The sequence below is a fragment of the Azospirillum soli genome, from assembly GCF_017876165.1.
In the GTDB taxonomy this organism is placed as follows: Bacteria; Pseudomonadota; Alphaproteobacteria; order Azospirillales; family Azospirillaceae; genus Azospirillum; species Azospirillum soli.
Map to the genome: position 1 here is coordinate 269,244 of NZ_JAGINQ010000007.1, position 15,078 is coordinate 284,321.

Genomic DNA, 15,078 nt, shown 5'->3' on the forward strand with positions numbered 1-15,078 from the left:
TCCGGAAGCGTCAGCGAGCGAGGCGGAGCCCGGCATGATCGAAACGGCGTTGATCGCACAGGTGCTGGTGGTGGCCCTGGTCGCCGTGGTGTTTTTGAGCAGCGGCACCGCGTCCCTGTTCCATCCGCTGACCTTCTATCTGGTCTTCCACACGCTGGTCTTCGTCATCCGGCCGATGCTGGTGCACGGGTTCGGCATCGACAACGCGTGGCTGTTCATGGGCTTCTGGCCGAGCGCGTCGCAGTTCGTGATGGCACTGACGGTCAGTTCGGTGGCCCTGATCGCCTTCGCCATTTCCTGCGGCTACGCCGGGCGGGTGAAGCCGGACTTCGCCCGCGCGCCGCAGTTCTCGTTCGACCGGGTGGACATCGTCGCCTTCACCATCACGGTCCTGCTGCTGGCGCCGCTGGCGCTCTACTCCGCCGTTCTGCGCCAGGACGGCGCCGACTTCACCGGCACGGGCGACCTGCAGATGGAGCGCGACCCGCTGACCGGCCAGCCGGTCTACGTCAACACCACCGGCTACATCGCCGAAGCGCATTCCATGGGTCTGCCGCTGACGCTGGGCATCATCTGGGTCAGCCGGTTCCACCCGCTTTCCTTCCTGCCCTTCATCGCCTTCGTCGGCTACCGCGCCTATCTGGGCTGGGGGCGCTGGGCGATCATCATGGGCATCATCGGCCTGGTGCTGCTGGTGCTGTACCAGACGCGGACCAAGTGGTTCCGCTGGTGGCAGGTCGCCATCGGCGTGCCGGTGCTGTTCCTGTTCCACACGCTGGGCAACAACCGCGGCTTCATCCGCGCGGTGATCGCCGGCAACGAAAGCCCGTGGAACGCCATCCAGGGCGGCAGCGCGTCGTTCATCGACAGCCTCGCCAACCAGGACATCGCGAATTTCGACTTCCTGGCCTTCATCCTGTGGGCGGTGCCGGAGCAGTCCGGGACCTACACATATTTCACCCAATACCTGCAACTGTTCACCGAGCCGGTGCCGCGCATGCTGTGGCCGGACAAGCCCATCGGCGCGCCGGTCAAGTGGGTGACTCTGCACGATTACGGCAACTTCGCGAACCTGACCACCTCGCTGGCCGGGGACGGCTGGATGAGCGCGGGGTGGATCGGCCTGATCGTCACCATGGTGGTGGTCGGCCTGATCCTGGGGCGGCTGCACCGCTGGTTCTGGGAGCGCGGGTTCCTGAACCGCTACGCCGTGCTGTTCTATTGCGCCTTCATCCCGCTGTCCTTGCAGTGGTATCGCGACGGCAACATCACCATCGTCAAGTTCGGCTTCTTCTCGCTGCTGCCGATCCTGCTGTGGATCGTGCTGACCAAGGCGATCCGCGCCTGGATGAGAAGCGGTGAGATGACAAGCGGCGCGGAGAGCGCGAGGCCCGCCGTCCGTCTGCCCGTGCGTCTGCCGCTCGGCCGGCTGTGAGGGCTTGATGACGAATCGATTCGGGGGCTTCAACGGCTTCATGCTGCGCGCGCTCGCCCTGGTCTCGGCGGTGGTGCTGCCGGTGTCCTACGCGCTGGACCCGCCGGACGGCGATCTGACGCGGCTGGGCGGCTACGCGGAGAACCGCTTCGGCCCGACGGCGCCGCAGGCGATCTTCGCGCCGCCGCTGGTGGAGAAGGCGCGGGCCGGCGCCACCTATGACGTGATGGTGGTCGGTGACGGCTTCTCGCAGCCGGACCCGGCGGACCGCCACACGCCCTATGGGCATTACTGGACCGATCACCTGCGCAACCTGACCGGCCTGACGGTGGGCGTGCGGCATCTGGACGAGGAACCGCTGGCCGACTATCTGGCCTCCGCCGACTTCCGGGAACGACCGCCCCGCGTGCTGGTCTTCCAGGTGACGGAGCGGGAGCTGCCGGCGCGCACGGACGGGCTGCCCGAGGGAACGGCGAAGGGCGCAAGGACGGCGATTCCGGCGCCCATGGCCGCGCGCCCGCTGGGGCACGCGCCGCAGCCCTGGCCGCGCGCCCAGGCGCGGGCGTGGTCGGCGCCGCCGGTCGGTCACGCCCTGGATATGCTGTCCAAGGCGCTGCCGAGGGCCGTGCTGGACCGGCCGGTGACGCCGGTGGAGGAGCGGACGCTGGCCTACGCCGGGCTGTTCAGCTCCGCCGCCGCGACGAGCAGCCTGTTCCACGCCGGGGATTTCGAGCCCTGGCGCGCCGACCGGGAATTGCTGGTGGAGCGGCGGCAGGCCCTGCGCGGCCTTCAGGCGGCGGTGGAGGCGAACGGGGTGACGCGCTTCCTGCTGCTGGTCGCGCCGGACAAGGGGACGGTCTACGCCGACTTCCTGCTGGGCGGGGCGCCCGTGCGTTCCGCCGTGGAGGAGGTGCTGGCGGCCGATCCGGCGCTGCGCATGGCGCCGCTGGCCTCCGGGCTGCGGGCGCTGGTGGCTGGCGGGGTGATCGACCTCTACAAGCCGAACGACAGCCGATGGGGGACGGAGGGCCACCTGTACGCCGCGCGTACGGTGTACGCGGCGCTGGAGCGGATGGGGGTTCTCGCCACGGCCGACAAGCCGAACGTCGCCACCCTGCCCTGCAAGCCGGTCTACCCCGACTGCGCCTCTTTTCAAGTCCAGACCGACTGACCACCCCCTTTTAAGGCTGTTTCAGAACCGAGGACCGCGCGGCCATGGCTCAAGAGACCTCAACGACCGATGTCGTGGCGATCGTCGTCACCCACAACCGGCTGCCGCTGCTGCCCACCTGCGTCGCGGCGATCCAGGCGCAGGTGCCCCGGCCCGGCCGGCTGGTGGTGGTGGACAGCGGCTCCAGCGACGGGACGCCGGAATGGCTGATGGCTCAGAAGGAGGAATTGGGCGACTGGCTGACCGTGGTGCGGCAGGCGAACTGCGGCTCGGCCGGGGCGTACCACACGGCCTTCGACACGGCGCTGAAGCTGGGGGCGGCCTGGATCTGGAGCACCGACGACGACGGAATCCCGCAGCCGGGCGCGCTGGCCGAGCTGCTGGCCCAAGCGGAGCGGCACGGGCTGGACCTCGTCGGGCCGCTGGTGCTGGCGGCGGAGGATCGGACGACGCTGGCTTTTCCCATGAAGGGAACGCGGTCGCCGGACGAATTGAAGGCGATGGCCAAAAATGGATTGGCCGCTGAGACCATCGCGCTGTTCAACGGCACGCTGCTGCACCGCCGGGTGTTCGAGCGGATCGGCAACGTGAAGCGCGAGATGTTCATCTGGGGCGACGAGTACGAATTCACGCTGCGCGCCCGCCGCGCCGGGCTGAAGGCAGGTACGGCGGTGAACGCCCTGCACGTACACCCGGGCATGTCGCGGACCGAGCACAAGGTTCTGGGCGGGCGGCTGGGCACGGTGGAGGAGATGCGCGCCGACCGCGCGCCGCACTACTTCCGCAACATGGGCTACATCCACGCCAACTATGAGAAGGCGGCGGCCATCCCGCGCATGATCGCGAAATACACGGCGCATTACGTGACGAAGCGCGACTGGAAGGGGCTGGGCGTCTTTCTGGAGAATTATCTGGCCGGCCTGCGCGACGAGTATCCGGAGGAGCTGCGCAAGCCGCCGACCTTCCTGCCTCTGCCGGAGCGGCCGGCGGCACCGTCCTCGTCCAGCGAGGTCGCCTGATGGCCGGCCCCACGGTCAGCGCCGTCATCGCCACGTACAACCGCGCGCCGGAGCTGCGCACCACCCTGACGCGGCTGCTGGGGCAGAGTTATCCGGTGCATGAAATCCTCGTGGTGGACGACGGTTCCACCGATGGGACCGACGCCATGGTGCGGGCGGAGTTTCCCTCCGTCCGCTACGCCCGGCTGCCGCACAACGCGGGGCTGATCTACGCCCGGAACTTCGGGTTCGTGAACACGGGCGGGGACTTCATCCTGTCGGTGGACGATGATTCCTGGTTCGAGGATGTGGACGGGCTGGCACGCACGGTCGCCTATCTGGAAGCGCACGCGGACGTGGCGGCGGTAGCCTGCAACATCGAGACCCGCGACGGGCTGGTCTATTTCCCGAAGGGGGCAGCACCCTTCGATGTCCCCTGGTACGTCGGCTGCGGCCATCTGCTGCGGCGGAGCGCGGTGGCGGAGGTCGGGCTCTACATGCCGGAGCTGTACCGCCAAGGCGAGGAGAAGGACCGTTGCCTGCGGCTGCTGGGCGCGGGATACCGGACGGTGGCTCTGCCGGATGTCATGGTCTTTCACGACAAGAGCGAGAAGGGCCGCAAGCCGGGGCTGGAGCGCTTCTACAACCACCGCAACGACCTGATCCGCGAGATCGCGCGCTGCCCGGCCGGGCTGCTGCCTTGGCGATTCGCGCGAAGCTGGATCGGCAACAGCTGGAAGAGCCTGAGGCAGGGACCGAGGGCGACGGACCTGAAGGTGCTGCTGGCCCTGCCGGAGATCGTGAGGATTGGGCTGAAGCACCGCAAGCCGGTGAGCGTGGAAGCCTATCGGTGCTGGCTGCATTTGGCCGAAACGGCGGCGCCGGGGCGTGTGGTGGAGGGGTCGCAATGGGCCCCCACCCTAACCCTCCCCCACCTTCGGCGAGGGAGGGGATAAAGCTCCTTCCCCCGTGCGCAGCATGGGGGAAGGCTGGGATGGGGCCCGCTGCCGCGGCCTACGCCGTCTCCCGCGTCCAGTGATGGCCGAGCGCCGAGCGGAGCTTGTTCAGGCGGCGCGGCAGCTTGCGGAGCTGGTTCAGGACGGCGGGTTGGCGCGGGTTGATCGGCTCGCGCATCAGTTCGGGGGCCATGCGGCGGACGAGGTCGGCGTGGTGGCGGCTGGCGCGGCGGACCTCCACCGGCAGGCTCAGCGCGACCGCCATGAAGTCTTGGCAATTGCCGACCTGAAACAGCTGCCGCCCGGTCAGGTCGACACCCTGGTCGATGGCCGACAGCCAGCCGGCAACCCGCTGCTCCAGATAAAAGCGGTCGCGCAGGTCCATTGTCATGTCCGGCGCCACCTCCGGCGTGTGGGCCACCCAGTCCAGCCACTCCTTCAGGGCGTCGTAGTGGGACAGCGGGTTGTACAACTCGCCCCGGAAGGCGCCGAAGATGCGCGCGGCGGTCTCCTCGTCGGAGGGCTCCAGGCCCGGCGGGATCTGGCTCCAGTAGAAGCAGCGCGCCACCTCAAACACGCCGCCGTGCAGGACGATGCTGTCCGCCGGCACCTGATCCCAGGCGCCGTTGGCGTAGAACTCCCCGTCCAGCGCCGCGCTGTGGCCGCCGGTGTGACGGGCATGGTCGCGGACGCGGGTCCGGTCGATGGGACCGGCCTCGATCATGCGGTGCTCCACCCCGGCCAGCAGGGCGAGCTTGGGCGGCAGCTTGCGGTCGGCCGGCGTCAGGTCCGGATGGTCGAAGGTGAAGGTGGAGAAGGACACCTCCGCCTTGCGCGCCGCCGCCAGCAGCAGGCGCGTGTCGTAGCCGGCGGTCAGCTGGAGCACAAGCGGCCGCCCGGTGGCGCGGTGCAGCCCGCGAATCGCGGAGACGAGGATGCTCTCCATCCGCCCGAGCGCCAGTTCGTAATCGAATCCGGGCAGCAGCGGCGGGAACGGGCGGCGGAAGGTCAGGAAGCCCTCCTCCCCCGGTCGGCGGGCGGGATCCAGCACCTGGGTCGGCAGCAGGCGCCGCACGCCTTTCAGGCCGGAACCGGGCAGCGGGTACCAGTCGAGCCCCGCCTCGTGCATCAGCCGGCGGCGGAACTGCGCCCTGTCGCCCAGCAGTTCGGCCATTACCCCGGCGCTGGAGGCGAGCACCGGTTCGCCATCCACCTCGCCGTAGAAGCAGCCGAGCGTGCCGCCCGCGTCCAGATGCACCGCACGGTTGTTCAGCAACAGCCACCGCCCGGCCCAGGACCGATAGGTGTCGGTGATCGTATCCGCGCGCGATTCGGCCAGCGCGTCGGCGGGGTCGGGGCGCGCGGGGTCGGTCTGCACGGCGATGCCCAGCAGATGCCACACCGTGCCGTCGGCGCCGAGCACCCGCTGCACCGGCAGTTCGGGGCAATGGATCAGGTGGAACCCGCCGATGTCGCGGACCACCCAGTCGGATGCCCAATCGGGCTGGAGCGGGTTTCCGTGCCCCCCATGGCCGTGCCTGAACACGATGAACTGCCGCCGGTGCAGCATGCCTTTCCCCCCGGTCCTTTCGCGGTGCGTGCGGGGTAAACGCGGGCCGCGCGCGGGGGGCCGGACGCCTCTCCCTTTGCGCCCGTTCGCAATACCGACGGGGAATGGTCAGCGCGCGGTTGACTCGGCGGCAACGGATCTCTATACAGCGGGGCTCATTTTTTGCCCTGAGATCGAGGAGTAAGGTGCCGTGAAACGCACGTACCAGCCCAGCAAAATCGTGCGCAAGCGCCGGCATGGCTTCCGCGCCCGCATGGCGACCGTCGGTGGCCGCAAGGTGATCGCGCGCCGCCGCGCCAAGGGCCGCAGCGTCCTGAGCGCGTAAACCGCGATGCCGGCGCCGGACCGCTTGGTCGGGCGCCTGAAGCGGCGGCCGGAGTTCTTGGCCGTGGCCGGTACACGGCGCAAGCATGTTGCTCCCGGCCTGATCCTACAGGTGCGCCGACACGACGAACGGCAGCGGCCCGCCCCCGGCGAGCCGCCCATTCGTCTTGGCCTGACGGCGAGCCGCAAGGTCGGAAACGCGGTGGTGCGCAATCGCGCCCGCCGTCGTTTGCGCGAAGCGGCCCGCCAGATCCTGCCCGCCCATGCCGCCCCCGGTCACGATTTCGTGCTGGTGGCACGCGCCGACACGGCCGAAAGGCCGTGGACGGAGCTTTTGGGCGATTTGTCCGCGGCGCTGAAGCGTCTCGGCCTGTGGCGCGACGCGCCACGGAATGATACGACCATAACTGACGTCGCCAAGAATGGGGAGGCCGGCGCATGAGCCCGCTTGCCCATTTTTTGCGTGTCCTGGTCAAGGGCTATCAATGGACTCTGTCGCCTTTTGTCGGGTGGCACTGCCGATTTCAGCCTACCTGTTCCAACTACGCGCTTGAGGCGCTATCTAAGCACGGGGCGATCCGGGGCAGCTGGCTGACCATCCGGAGGCTCTCGCGTTGCCATCCCTGGGGCGGATGGGGTTACGACCCCGTTCCCGAACCGGGGACGGCCGCCCGTTGCGTGCACGGGCCGGCCGGCGCGGCGCATCACCACGAACCCTGAGGGCGGCGTCCAACCGCCCTTTTGTGCAAGGCCCACGGCAACCGGGATGCCATGACCGACCAACGCAACCTCATCCTCGCGATCGCGCTGTCGATCGCCATCCTTCTGGGCTTCCAGTATTTTTACGAGGGGCCACGTGTGCAGCAGCAGAAGCAGGCTGCACAGCAGGCCGCCCAGACGGAGCAGCTGGTCGCGCCGACTCCCGGCGTTCCGGGTGCCGTCCCCGGCGCCCCGGCGCCGGAGGCGCCCAAGGATCGCGCGGCGCTGATCGCCGAGCAGCTGGCCGCCGGAACGCGCGTCAAGATCGACTCGCCCTCCGTGCATGGCTCGGTCAATCTGATCGGCGGGCGAATCGACGACCTGACGCTGGCCGCCTACCACGTCGAGCCCAACCCGCAGAGCCCGGAGATCGTGCTGCTGGCCCCGGCCGGCACGCAGAACGCCTATTACGCCGAGTTCGGCTGGGTTCCGGAAGACCGCTCGCAGCCGGTTCCGGACGCCAACACCCGCTGGACCGCCAGCGCCCCGTCGCTGTCGCCCGACAAGCCGGTGGTCCTGACCTGGGACAACGGCAAGGGCCTGGTGTTCGAGCGCACCGTCGCCGTGGACAAGGACTATATGTTCACGGTCACGCAGAAGGTGCGCAACACAGGCTCGACCCCCGTGCGCCTGCTGCCCTACAGCCTCGTCTCGCGCAGCGGCACGCCGCACACCTCGGGCTACTACATCCTTCATGAGGGTCCGCTGGGCGTCTTCGAGCGCACGCTGACCGAAGAGAACTACGACGACGTCCGGAAGGCCGGGACGATCACCAAGGAGACCACCGGCGGCTGGATCGGCATCACCGACAAGTACTGGTTGGTCTCGCTGATCCCGGATCAGAAGGAGAAGGTCGCCGCCCGCTTCGTCCACAGCGCGCCCGGCAACGTCGACCGCTATCAGGTCGACACGATGGGCCAGGCGGTCGAGGTCGCCCCCGGCGCCACCATCGAGCAGACGAACCGCCTGTTCGCCGGCGCCAAGCGGCTGGAGCTGCTGGACGCCTATTCGAGCGCGCTGAACATCCCGCTGTTCGACCGCGCCATCGACTTCGGCTGGTTCTGGTTCTTCACGATCCCGTTCTTCCACGCGCTGAATTTCCTGGGTCACCTGTTCGGCAACTTCGGCATCGCGATCCTGGTGCTGACGGTCGGCGTGAAGCTGGCCTTCTTCCCGCTGGCCAACAAGTCGTATCACGCGATGGCCAAGATGAAGAAGCTGCAGCCCCAGATGGTGGCCCTGCGCGAGCGCTTCGGCGACGACAAGGTTCGCATGAACCAGGAGCTGATGGCGATGTACAAGCGCGAGAAGGTCTCCCCCGTCTCGGGCTGCTTGCCGATCCTCATCCAGATCCCGGTGTTCTTCGCGCTCTACAAGGTGCTGTTCGTGACCATCGAGATGCGGCACGCGCCGTTCTTCGGCTGGATCCACGACCTGTCGGCCCCCGATCCGACCACCATCTTCAACCTGTTCGGCCTGATCCCCTGGAACCCGCCGGCCATGCTGATGCTGGGCGCGTGGCCCATCATCATGGGCATCACCATGTACCTGCAGCAGAAGCTGAACCCGGCCCCGCCCGACCCGGTGCAGCAGAAGGTGTTCCAATTCCTGCCCGTCATCTTCACCTTCATGCTCGCCAGCTTCCCGGCGGGTCTGGTGATCTACTGGGCCTGGAACAACCTGCTGTCGGTTGCCCAGCAGTGGATCATCATGCGGCAGGAAGGGGTCAAGGTGACCTGATCCCGACCGCCATGGTCTGAGGACGTTTGGGCCTGAGGACATTCATGGCCTGAGAACATCGACCGCCGGTAAGCGCTTCCCTTGACGGGCGTTTGCCGGCGGTTATGTTTTGGGGCGCATTTGTTTTTGTGCATTCGTTATTTGTTTTCCCCGCCGGTTTAACACCCCTCTCCCATCCCTCCCTCTCCCATCGGGGATGGGAGAGGGGAAGATAGGAAGCTTCCCCATGACCTCCTCCAACAGCACCAGCCTGACCTCCGGTTTCAACGAGGAGGCCCTGGAAGCGGGGCGGCTTCTGTTCGCGAAGGAATGCGACTTCGTGTGGGGCGCCCAGACGCTCGACCAGATCCCGGAAGCCGACCTGCCGGAGATCGCCTTCGCCGGGCGCTCCAACGTCGGCAAGTCCAGCCTCGTCAACGCGCTGACCGGGCGCAAGACGCTGGCCCGCACCTCCAACACGCCGGGGCGCACGCAGCAGCTGAACTTCTTCAACCTGGGCGGCCGGCTGAAGCTGGTGGACATGCCGGGCTACGGCTACGCCAAGGAGTCGAAGGAGAAGGTCGAGGCGTGGAACGACATGGTCCGGCGCTTCCTGAAGGGCCGCGTGACGCTGCGCCGGGCGCTGGTGCTGATCGATTCGCGCCACGGGCTGAAGCCCAACGACGACGAGATCATGAAGATGCTCGATCAGGCCGCCGTGCCCTACGTCGTGGTGCTGACCAAGGCCGACAAGGTGAAGGCTACGGCGCTGGACGAGGTGGTGAAGCGCACCCAGGCCGGGCTGAAGAAGCATCCCGCAGCCTTCCCGGAGGTGCACGTCACCAGCTCCGAAAAGGGCATGGGCATCGCCGAGCTGCGCGCCAGCCTCGCCCAGCTGGCCGAAATGGGCTGAGGCGGTGCCGTTCGAGCTGACGCCGGCTCTGCTGTTCCTGATTCAGGCCATCGTGCTGATTGCCGGGCCGTTCCTGCTGTGGCGGCTGACCGGGCTGAAGCATGTGGCCCCGATGGTGGTCATCCAGATCCTGTTCGGGATCGCGCTCGGCCCCTCGCTGCTGGGGCATGTGGCGCCGGAGATCTGGGGGGCGCTGTTCGCCAAGGCGTCGCTGGCGCCGCTGTCCGGGCTGGCGCTGCTGGCCGTGGTGTTCTTCGCCTTCCTGACCGGGCTGCATCTGGACCTGACGGAGTTCCGGGGACGCGGGCGCGCCTTCGTCGGCGTCAGCCTGTCCAGCATGATCGTGCCGACCCTGATGGGCGGGGCGCTCGGCTGGTGGATCGCGGGCGCCTTCCCGGAGATGGCGGGGCCGAAGGCGGACCCGCTGCTGTTCGCGGCGGGATTTGGGATTTGCGTGGGCGTCACGGCCCTGCCGGTGCTGGGCGCGATCCTGCGGGAAATGGGCCTGATCGAGCAGCGGGTCGGGCGGCTGGCGCTGGGCTATGCGGCGGTCAACGACGCGCTCCTGTGGATTCTCATCACCGCCGTGCTGGCCTGGGCGGCCGGGGGCAGCGGCGGATTCGGCGGGGTGGCGCAGGTCGCGATCCTGGGCTTCGTCTATCTGGGCGCGACAGAGCTGTTCGCCCGGCCGGTCCTGACCCGGCTGATGGACCGCATCGCCCCGGACGGCAAGGTCGGGGACATGGCCGTGGTCGTCACCTGCGCGGCGCTGCTGGGGTCGGCCGCCGTGACGGAGCTGATCGGGCTGCACTACATCCTGGGCGCCTTCGTGGCGGGCACGGTGATGCCGCGCCGGCTGGCCGCCGCTATCCTGGACCGGCTGGAGCATTTCGCCACGCTGATCCTGCTGCCCTTCTTCTTCACGCTGACCGGGCTGAAGGTCGATTTGGATCTGGCGGCCTCGGCGCAGTGGTGGGTGTTCGCGCTGGCGACCGTGACGACGCTGGCGGGGAAAATCCTGGGCACCGCCCTGCCCGCCCGCTGGACCGGCGAAAGCCCGGCCGACGCGTGGCGGCTGGGCACGCTGATGTCCTGCAAGGGGCTGATGGAGGTCATCGTGCTGACCATCCTGCTGGAAGCGGGCCTTTTGTCGGTCGCCTGCTTCTCCGCCATGGTGCTGATGGCGGTGGTGGCGACCGCGCTGACTCAGCCGATGACCCTGCTGGCCGAGCGGCTGGCGGTTGCGCGCGGCGGGGCGCGGGCGGCGCGGTGATCGAACTCAGAAGGGTTTGCGGACGTTTTCGGTGACGACCGGATCGGCGCCGGGGCCTTCGAGCTGGCCCTTATTGCCCTCGCGGGCTTTTTCCTTCAGGGCCTTGTTCGCCTCGGTCACCTCCTGGCGGTCGGGCGCGCCGTAGATGTCTTCGGCCTTCTTCGCGTTCTCCTTCAGCTCCTCCCGGTGGGCCTCGGTAAAGGGGTTGCGCGGTTCGGGCATCCTGCGATCGGTCATCTCGGGTCCTCTCGTGGCTCAGCACAGGCCAACCGCCGGGGGCGGACGGGGTTCCCGCCCTGAAAAAGCCCTCCCAAAAAACCCCTCTAGGCACCCCCGGAGCTTTCCGTTAAAGAGTCCGCCGATGTCCACCCCGACGAACGGCTCTCCCGTGCAGAACACGACCCGCGACGAGTGGCTTGCCAAGGCCCGCACCCTGTCCGAAGCCCTGCCCTACATGCGCCGCTACGCCGGGCGCACCTTCGTCATCAAGTACGGCGGCCACGCCATGGGTGACGACAGCCTGGCGGAACTGTTCGCCCGCGACATCGTCCTGCTGAAGCAGGTCGGCATCAACCCCGTGGTCGTGCACGGCGGCGGCCCGCAGATCGGGCAGATGCTGGATCGGCTGAAGATCAAGTCGAGCTTCATCGACGGCCTGCGCGTCACCGACAAGGAGACGGTCGAGGTGGTCGAGATGGTGCTGGCCGGTTCCATCAACAAACAAATCGTCGCCGCCATCAACCGGGCGGGCGGGCGCGCCGTCGGCCTGTCGGGCAAGGACGGCAACCTGATCACCGCGCGCAAGGTGCGCCGCACCCAGCGCGACCCCGACAGCAACATCGAGAAGGTGCTGGACCTGGGCTTCGTGGGCGAGCCGTATCAGGTCAACCCGCAGATCCTCGATTCGCTGGGTCAGGCGGACATCATCCCCGTGATCGCCCCCATCGGCTTCGACGTGCAGGGCGACACCTACAACATCAACGCCGACACCGCCGCCGGTGCCGTCGCCTCGGCGCTGGGCGCGACGCGCTTCTTCCTGCTGACCGACGTCGCGGGCGTTCTGGACAAGAACAAGCAGCTCATCGAGAAGATGTCGCTGGATCAGGCCCGCACGGCGATCGCCGACGGCACCGCGTCCGGCGGCATGATCCCGAAGATCGAGACCTGCATCGACGCCGTGGAGAAGGGTGTGGACGCCGCCGTCATCCTGGACGGCCGGGTGCCGCACGCCCTGCTGCTGGAGATCTTCACGGAGGGCGGGGCCGGCACGCTAATCGGCCGCGAGTAAGGGCAAGCCGCGAGTAACGTTGGGAGGGGACGAGCCATGTCCGACGTCCGCAAGGAACTGCTGCGCCAGATGCAGGCCATTCGCGAGCGGATGGACCCGAAGCTGCTGGAGCGGGCCAAGCTGTCGGTCTTCGGCAAGGTCCCCTACGACCGCGACAGCGCCAAGGAGGCGGTTGGGCGCTTCCTGGACGCCAAGGACGACGGTGGCGCCTTCCGCCGCAAGCTCGAAACCGAGCTGCGCAAGGAAGGCGCCTCCCTCGACTTGGAGGACGAGGCCAAGGGCGAGCCGCCGGCCGAACCGGCCCATCCTCTGAAGCCGCGCCGCATCGGACGCATCACCTAGACACAGTCAGCCGGAGGCCGGTCCGCCATGCTGCACGTCTTCGCCAACAGTGGCGGCACGCTGCGCTGGGCCAAGGAGGTCGATGGCGGCACCGGGCCGTTGCCGGACAGCGTCGTCTGGCTCGACCTGCTGAACCCCACGCTGGAGGAGCTGGCCCGCGCCGAGGCGCTCATGGGCGTCAAACTGCCAACCCGCGAACAGATGGTCGAGATCGAGGAATCGAGCCGGCTGCGCATCACGCCTGAGGCCGTGCACATGACCGTCATGGCCCTGGTCTGGGCCGACACCGACCAGCCGCGCATCACACCGGTCAGCTTCGTGCTGGCGGGCGGGCGGCTCGCCACCATCCACCACATCGACCCGCAGCCCTTCCTGGCCTTCCGCCGCCGCGTGACGCGCCACGGCTTCCCCGGTGCTTCCGGCGAAGCGGTGCTGGGCGCGCTGGTGGAGGGCGTGGTGGAACGCACGGCCGGCGTGCTGCGCCGCGTGGGCCTTGAGCTGGACACCATGGGCAGCCGCGCCTTCCGGGGCCGCGCCCTGCCGAGCCGGGGCGAGAACCGCGACGACACCCGCACGCTGAAGCGCATCGGGCACACCGGTCATCTGATCGGCAAGGCGAACGTCAGCCTGGCAAGCCTGGAGCGGATGCTGACCTTCCTGGCGCGCGGCGAGGGCTGGACAGCGGCCAAGCCGACCCGGCGCTGGGCGCGGGCGGCCTTGCAGGACGTGACCGGGCTGAACCAGTACGCGCGCTTCCTGGCGGGCAAGGTTAGCCTTCTGCTGGACACCACGCTGGGCCAGATCAACGTGGAGCAGAACGAGATCGTGAAGATCGTCTCGATCCTGACGGTCTCGCTGTTCCCGCCGACGCTGGTCGCCACCGTTTACGGCATGAACTTCGCCCGTATGCCGGAAAAGGCGTGGGTGTGGGGCTACCCGACGGCGATCCTGCTGATGCTGCTCTCGGCCATCCTGCCGCTGCTGTACTTCAAGACGCGGCGCTGGCTGTAAAGCGTATCGAGATCCGCCCTACCCCTCCGCGCGGGCCTCGGCCAGCTTCTCGCGGGTCTCGGCGAACTGGCCGCGCAGCTCAATCCCTTCCTTCAGAAGCTTGGCCACCGCGAAGACGAACAGGCCGTGGGCGGTGGACACCTCCATCCCGACCACCTCCTCGATGGCCGTGTCGAACAGCTCCAGCACCGCCGTGAACAGAAGGAAGGCGGAAATGGCGAACTGGGCGAAGTACGGCCAGCGGGACGGGTTCATGGGGATGGCTCCGGACGGCGAGTGCGCGAAGAATAACCGCTCCGCCACACAACCACAACACGGTCGCCCGTGACATTCACGCCCCGCCGGTTCTCCACCGCGATGCCGTCACAGCCCACGCGCGACGGCTGGCGTTCCCGCACGCCGGAATGCATGATGGTCCTTCAACGCCCATTGGCATACCGGGAACGATCCGCATGCTCGAAACGATGAAGAATCGCCGCGACGAACTGAAGGAAGAACTGGTTCGGGGGCAGGCCCGCCTGACCGAGTTGGAGAGGAGCGCGGAGGCGCTGCGCGAGACGATGCAGCGGATTGCCGGGGCCATCCAGGTTCTGGACGAGATCATCGCCGAGCAGGAAAAGCCAAAAGAGGACTGATATCGAAGGCGTTTGATGGCTTCCATCAAACGCCTTGAAACCCGGCAGCACATGGCACCGCCAGTGCGAGAGGGGCATACGGCCGGCCGAACATGAAGCATTGATGCACCGGCCGTATGACACGCAAGTGGTGGCTACGCGACGGCCAGCAGGACGGCCCAGCCCAGCACGACCAGATTGACCGTGAAGGTCATCGCCATGCCCGGCGCGCGAAAATAGGGGTGCACGAGGTAGCCGGCCCAGAACAGCAGGCGGCCCAGCACGAACAGCGCCGTCGCCAGCACCGGCACACCGAGGCTGGGCAGCGGCATCTGGGCGACCAGGGTGGCCAGCGCCGGGCTGAAGATCAGCGTCTGCTCCACCGTGTTGGTCAGCACGCGCTGGCTGATTCGGTAGAGCCGCGATTCCGGGTCGTCGATGGGATTCAGCGCGACCGCGCGGCCACGGGCAACGAGAACGCCGCAGACCATGGCGACTAGGACGAGCGCCGGCCAGACCACCAGACGCGCCCAGAAGGCCATGCGCGCGCCGGGGTCGGAAGACATCCCGACCGGCGGCGCGAACAGGGAAGCAAGCAGCCACAACGCGAGGAGCGTGACGGCGACGGCGGTGAGGTTGACGGTGGCCGCCAGACGCAAGAGACGGGTCTTGTCCTTGGTGATGGCGGCCATGCGTCCTCCGTCT

18 protein-coding genes are annotated in these 15,078 nt (G+C 68.1%); 14 read left to right on the forward strand and 4 right to left on the reverse strand.

From position 1 onward, the window contains the following. Window positions 1-34 precede the first annotated feature (34 nt). From J2852_RS13960 to J2852_RS13975, 4 genes are read left to right on the forward strand one after another with little or no spacing between them, the layout of a single operon-like run. A complete protein-coding gene (locus tag J2852_RS13960) occupies window positions 35-1,435 on the forward strand; it encodes a hypothetical protein (protein WP_246499598.1) in 1,401 nt (466 codons plus the stop codon). Between the two features lie 7 nt (window positions 1,436-1,442). Beyond that, entirely contained in the window at window positions 1,443-2,606 is a 1,164-nt protein-coding gene (locus J2852_RS13965; RefSeq protein ID WP_209876385.1) for an alginate O-acetyltransferase AlgX-related protein, read from the forward strand. A gap of 44 nt (window positions 2,607-2,650) precedes the next feature. Continuing rightward, window positions 2,651-3,625: a glycosyltransferase gene (locus J2852_RS13970; RefSeq protein ID WP_209876388.1), complete on the forward strand. Its 975-nt coding sequence runs from the start codon at window positions 2,651-2,653 to the stop codon at window positions 3,623-3,625. Next, complete coding sequence (locus J2852_RS13975) at window positions 3,625-4,560, forward strand: glycosyltransferase family 2 protein (protein ID WP_209876389.1); 936 nt, start codon at window positions 3,625-3,627, stop codon at window positions 4,558-4,560. Before J2852_RS13970 ends, J2852_RS13975 begins: the two co-directional genes overlap by 1 nt. A gap of 58 nt (window positions 4,561-4,618) precedes the next feature. Here the strand turns inward: J2852_RS13975 and J2852_RS13980 are convergent, their stop codons facing one another. Further along, the gene (locus J2852_RS13980) at window positions 4,619-6,130 is read right to left on the reverse strand and encodes a hypothetical protein (protein ID WP_209876392.1); all 1,512 of its coding nucleotides are present in this window, start codon (window positions 6,128-6,130) and stop codon (window positions 4,619-4,621) included. A 190-nt stretch (window positions 6,131-6,320) separates the two neighbouring features. Here J2852_RS13980 and rpmH point away from each other — a divergent pair, with 190 nt between their 5' ends. From rpmH to J2852_RS14010, 6 genes are all read left to right on the forward strand, one after another. Further along, complete coding sequence (rpmH, locus tag J2852_RS13985) at window positions 6,321-6,455, forward strand: 50S ribosomal protein L34 (protein WP_209876394.1); 135 nt, start codon at window positions 6,321-6,323, stop codon at window positions 6,453-6,455. A gap of 24 nt (window positions 6,456-6,479) precedes the next feature. After that, window positions 6,480-6,896, forward strand: coding sequence for a ribonuclease P protein component (rnpA, locus tag J2852_RS13990; RefSeq protein WP_246499600.1), 417 nt, complete (start codon window positions 6,480-6,482; stop codon window positions 6,894-6,896). Beyond that, window positions 6,893-7,174, forward strand: coding sequence for a membrane protein insertion efficiency factor YidD (gene yidD / locus J2852_RS13995; protein WP_209876397.1), 282 nt, complete (start codon window positions 6,893-6,895; stop codon window positions 7,172-7,174). Before rnpA ends, yidD begins: the two co-directional genes overlap by 4 nt. A 51-nt stretch (window positions 7,175-7,225) precedes the next feature. Then, the gene (yidC, locus tag J2852_RS14000) at window positions 7,226-8,953 is read left to right on the forward strand and encodes a membrane protein insertase YidC (RefSeq protein ID WP_209876400.1); all 1,728 of its coding nucleotides are present in this window, start codon (window positions 7,226-7,228) and stop codon (window positions 8,951-8,953) included. A 226-nt stretch (window positions 8,954-9,179) separates the two neighbouring features. Further along, window positions 9,180-9,845, forward strand: coding sequence for a ribosome biogenesis GTP-binding protein YihA/YsxC (yihA, locus tag J2852_RS14005; RefSeq protein ID WP_209876402.1), 666 nt, complete (start codon window positions 9,180-9,182; stop codon window positions 9,843-9,845). 4 nt (window positions 9,846-9,849) lie between these two features. Next, entirely contained in the window at window positions 9,850-11,118 is a 1,269-nt protein-coding gene (locus J2852_RS14010) for a cation:proton antiporter domain-containing protein (RefSeq protein WP_209876404.1), read from the forward strand. 6 nt (window positions 11,119-11,124) lie between these two features. Here the strand turns inward: J2852_RS14010 and J2852_RS14015 are convergent, their stop codons facing one another. Then, window positions 11,125-11,355 carry a hypothetical protein gene (locus tag J2852_RS14015; protein ID WP_209876406.1) on the reverse strand — a complete coding sequence of 77 codons (231 nt, stop codon included), beginning with the start codon at window positions 11,353-11,355 and terminating at the stop codon, window positions 11,125-11,127. A gap of 124 nt (window positions 11,356-11,479) precedes the next feature. On the opposite strand from J2852_RS14015, the gene argB reads away from it, so the two are divergent. From argB to J2852_RS14030, 3 genes are read left to right on the forward strand one after another with little or no spacing between them, the layout of a single operon-like run. Next, window positions 11,480-12,406 (forward strand): acetylglutamate kinase, encoded by a 927-nt coding sequence (gene argB, locus J2852_RS14020; protein ID WP_209876408.1) that lies wholly within the window; start codon window positions 11,480-11,482, stop codon window positions 12,404-12,406. Between the two features lie 36 nt (window positions 12,407-12,442). Beyond that, window positions 12,443-12,748, forward strand: coding sequence for a hypothetical protein (locus tag J2852_RS14025; RefSeq protein WP_209876410.1), 306 nt, complete (start codon window positions 12,443-12,445; stop codon window positions 12,746-12,748). 27 nt (window positions 12,749-12,775) lie between these two features. Beyond that, complete coding sequence (locus tag J2852_RS14030) at window positions 12,776-13,759, forward strand: magnesium transporter CorA family protein (protein ID WP_209876412.1); 984 nt, start codon at window positions 12,776-12,778, stop codon at window positions 13,757-13,759. A gap of 18 nt (window positions 13,760-13,777) precedes the next feature. Here J2852_RS14030 and J2852_RS14035 read toward each other — a convergent pair whose 3' ends face one another. Beyond that, complete coding sequence (locus tag J2852_RS14035) at window positions 13,778-14,014, reverse strand: hypothetical protein (RefSeq protein ID WP_209876414.1); 237 nt, start codon at window positions 14,012-14,014, stop codon at window positions 13,778-13,780. Between the two features lie 197 nt (window positions 14,015-14,211). Here J2852_RS14035 and J2852_RS14040 point away from each other — a divergent pair, with 197 nt between their 5' ends. Next, window positions 14,212-14,394 (forward strand): hypothetical protein, encoded by a 183-nt coding sequence (locus tag J2852_RS14040; protein ID WP_209876416.1) that lies wholly within the window; start codon window positions 14,212-14,214, stop codon window positions 14,392-14,394. A gap of 134 nt (window positions 14,395-14,528) precedes the next feature. On the opposite strand, the gene J2852_RS14045 is transcribed toward J2852_RS14040, so the two are convergent. Beyond that, window positions 14,529-15,065 (reverse strand): MAPEG family protein, encoded by a 537-nt coding sequence (locus J2852_RS14045; protein ID WP_209876418.1) that lies wholly within the window; start codon window positions 15,063-15,065, stop codon window positions 14,529-14,531. Between the last annotated feature and the right edge of the window lie 13 nt (window positions 15,066-15,078).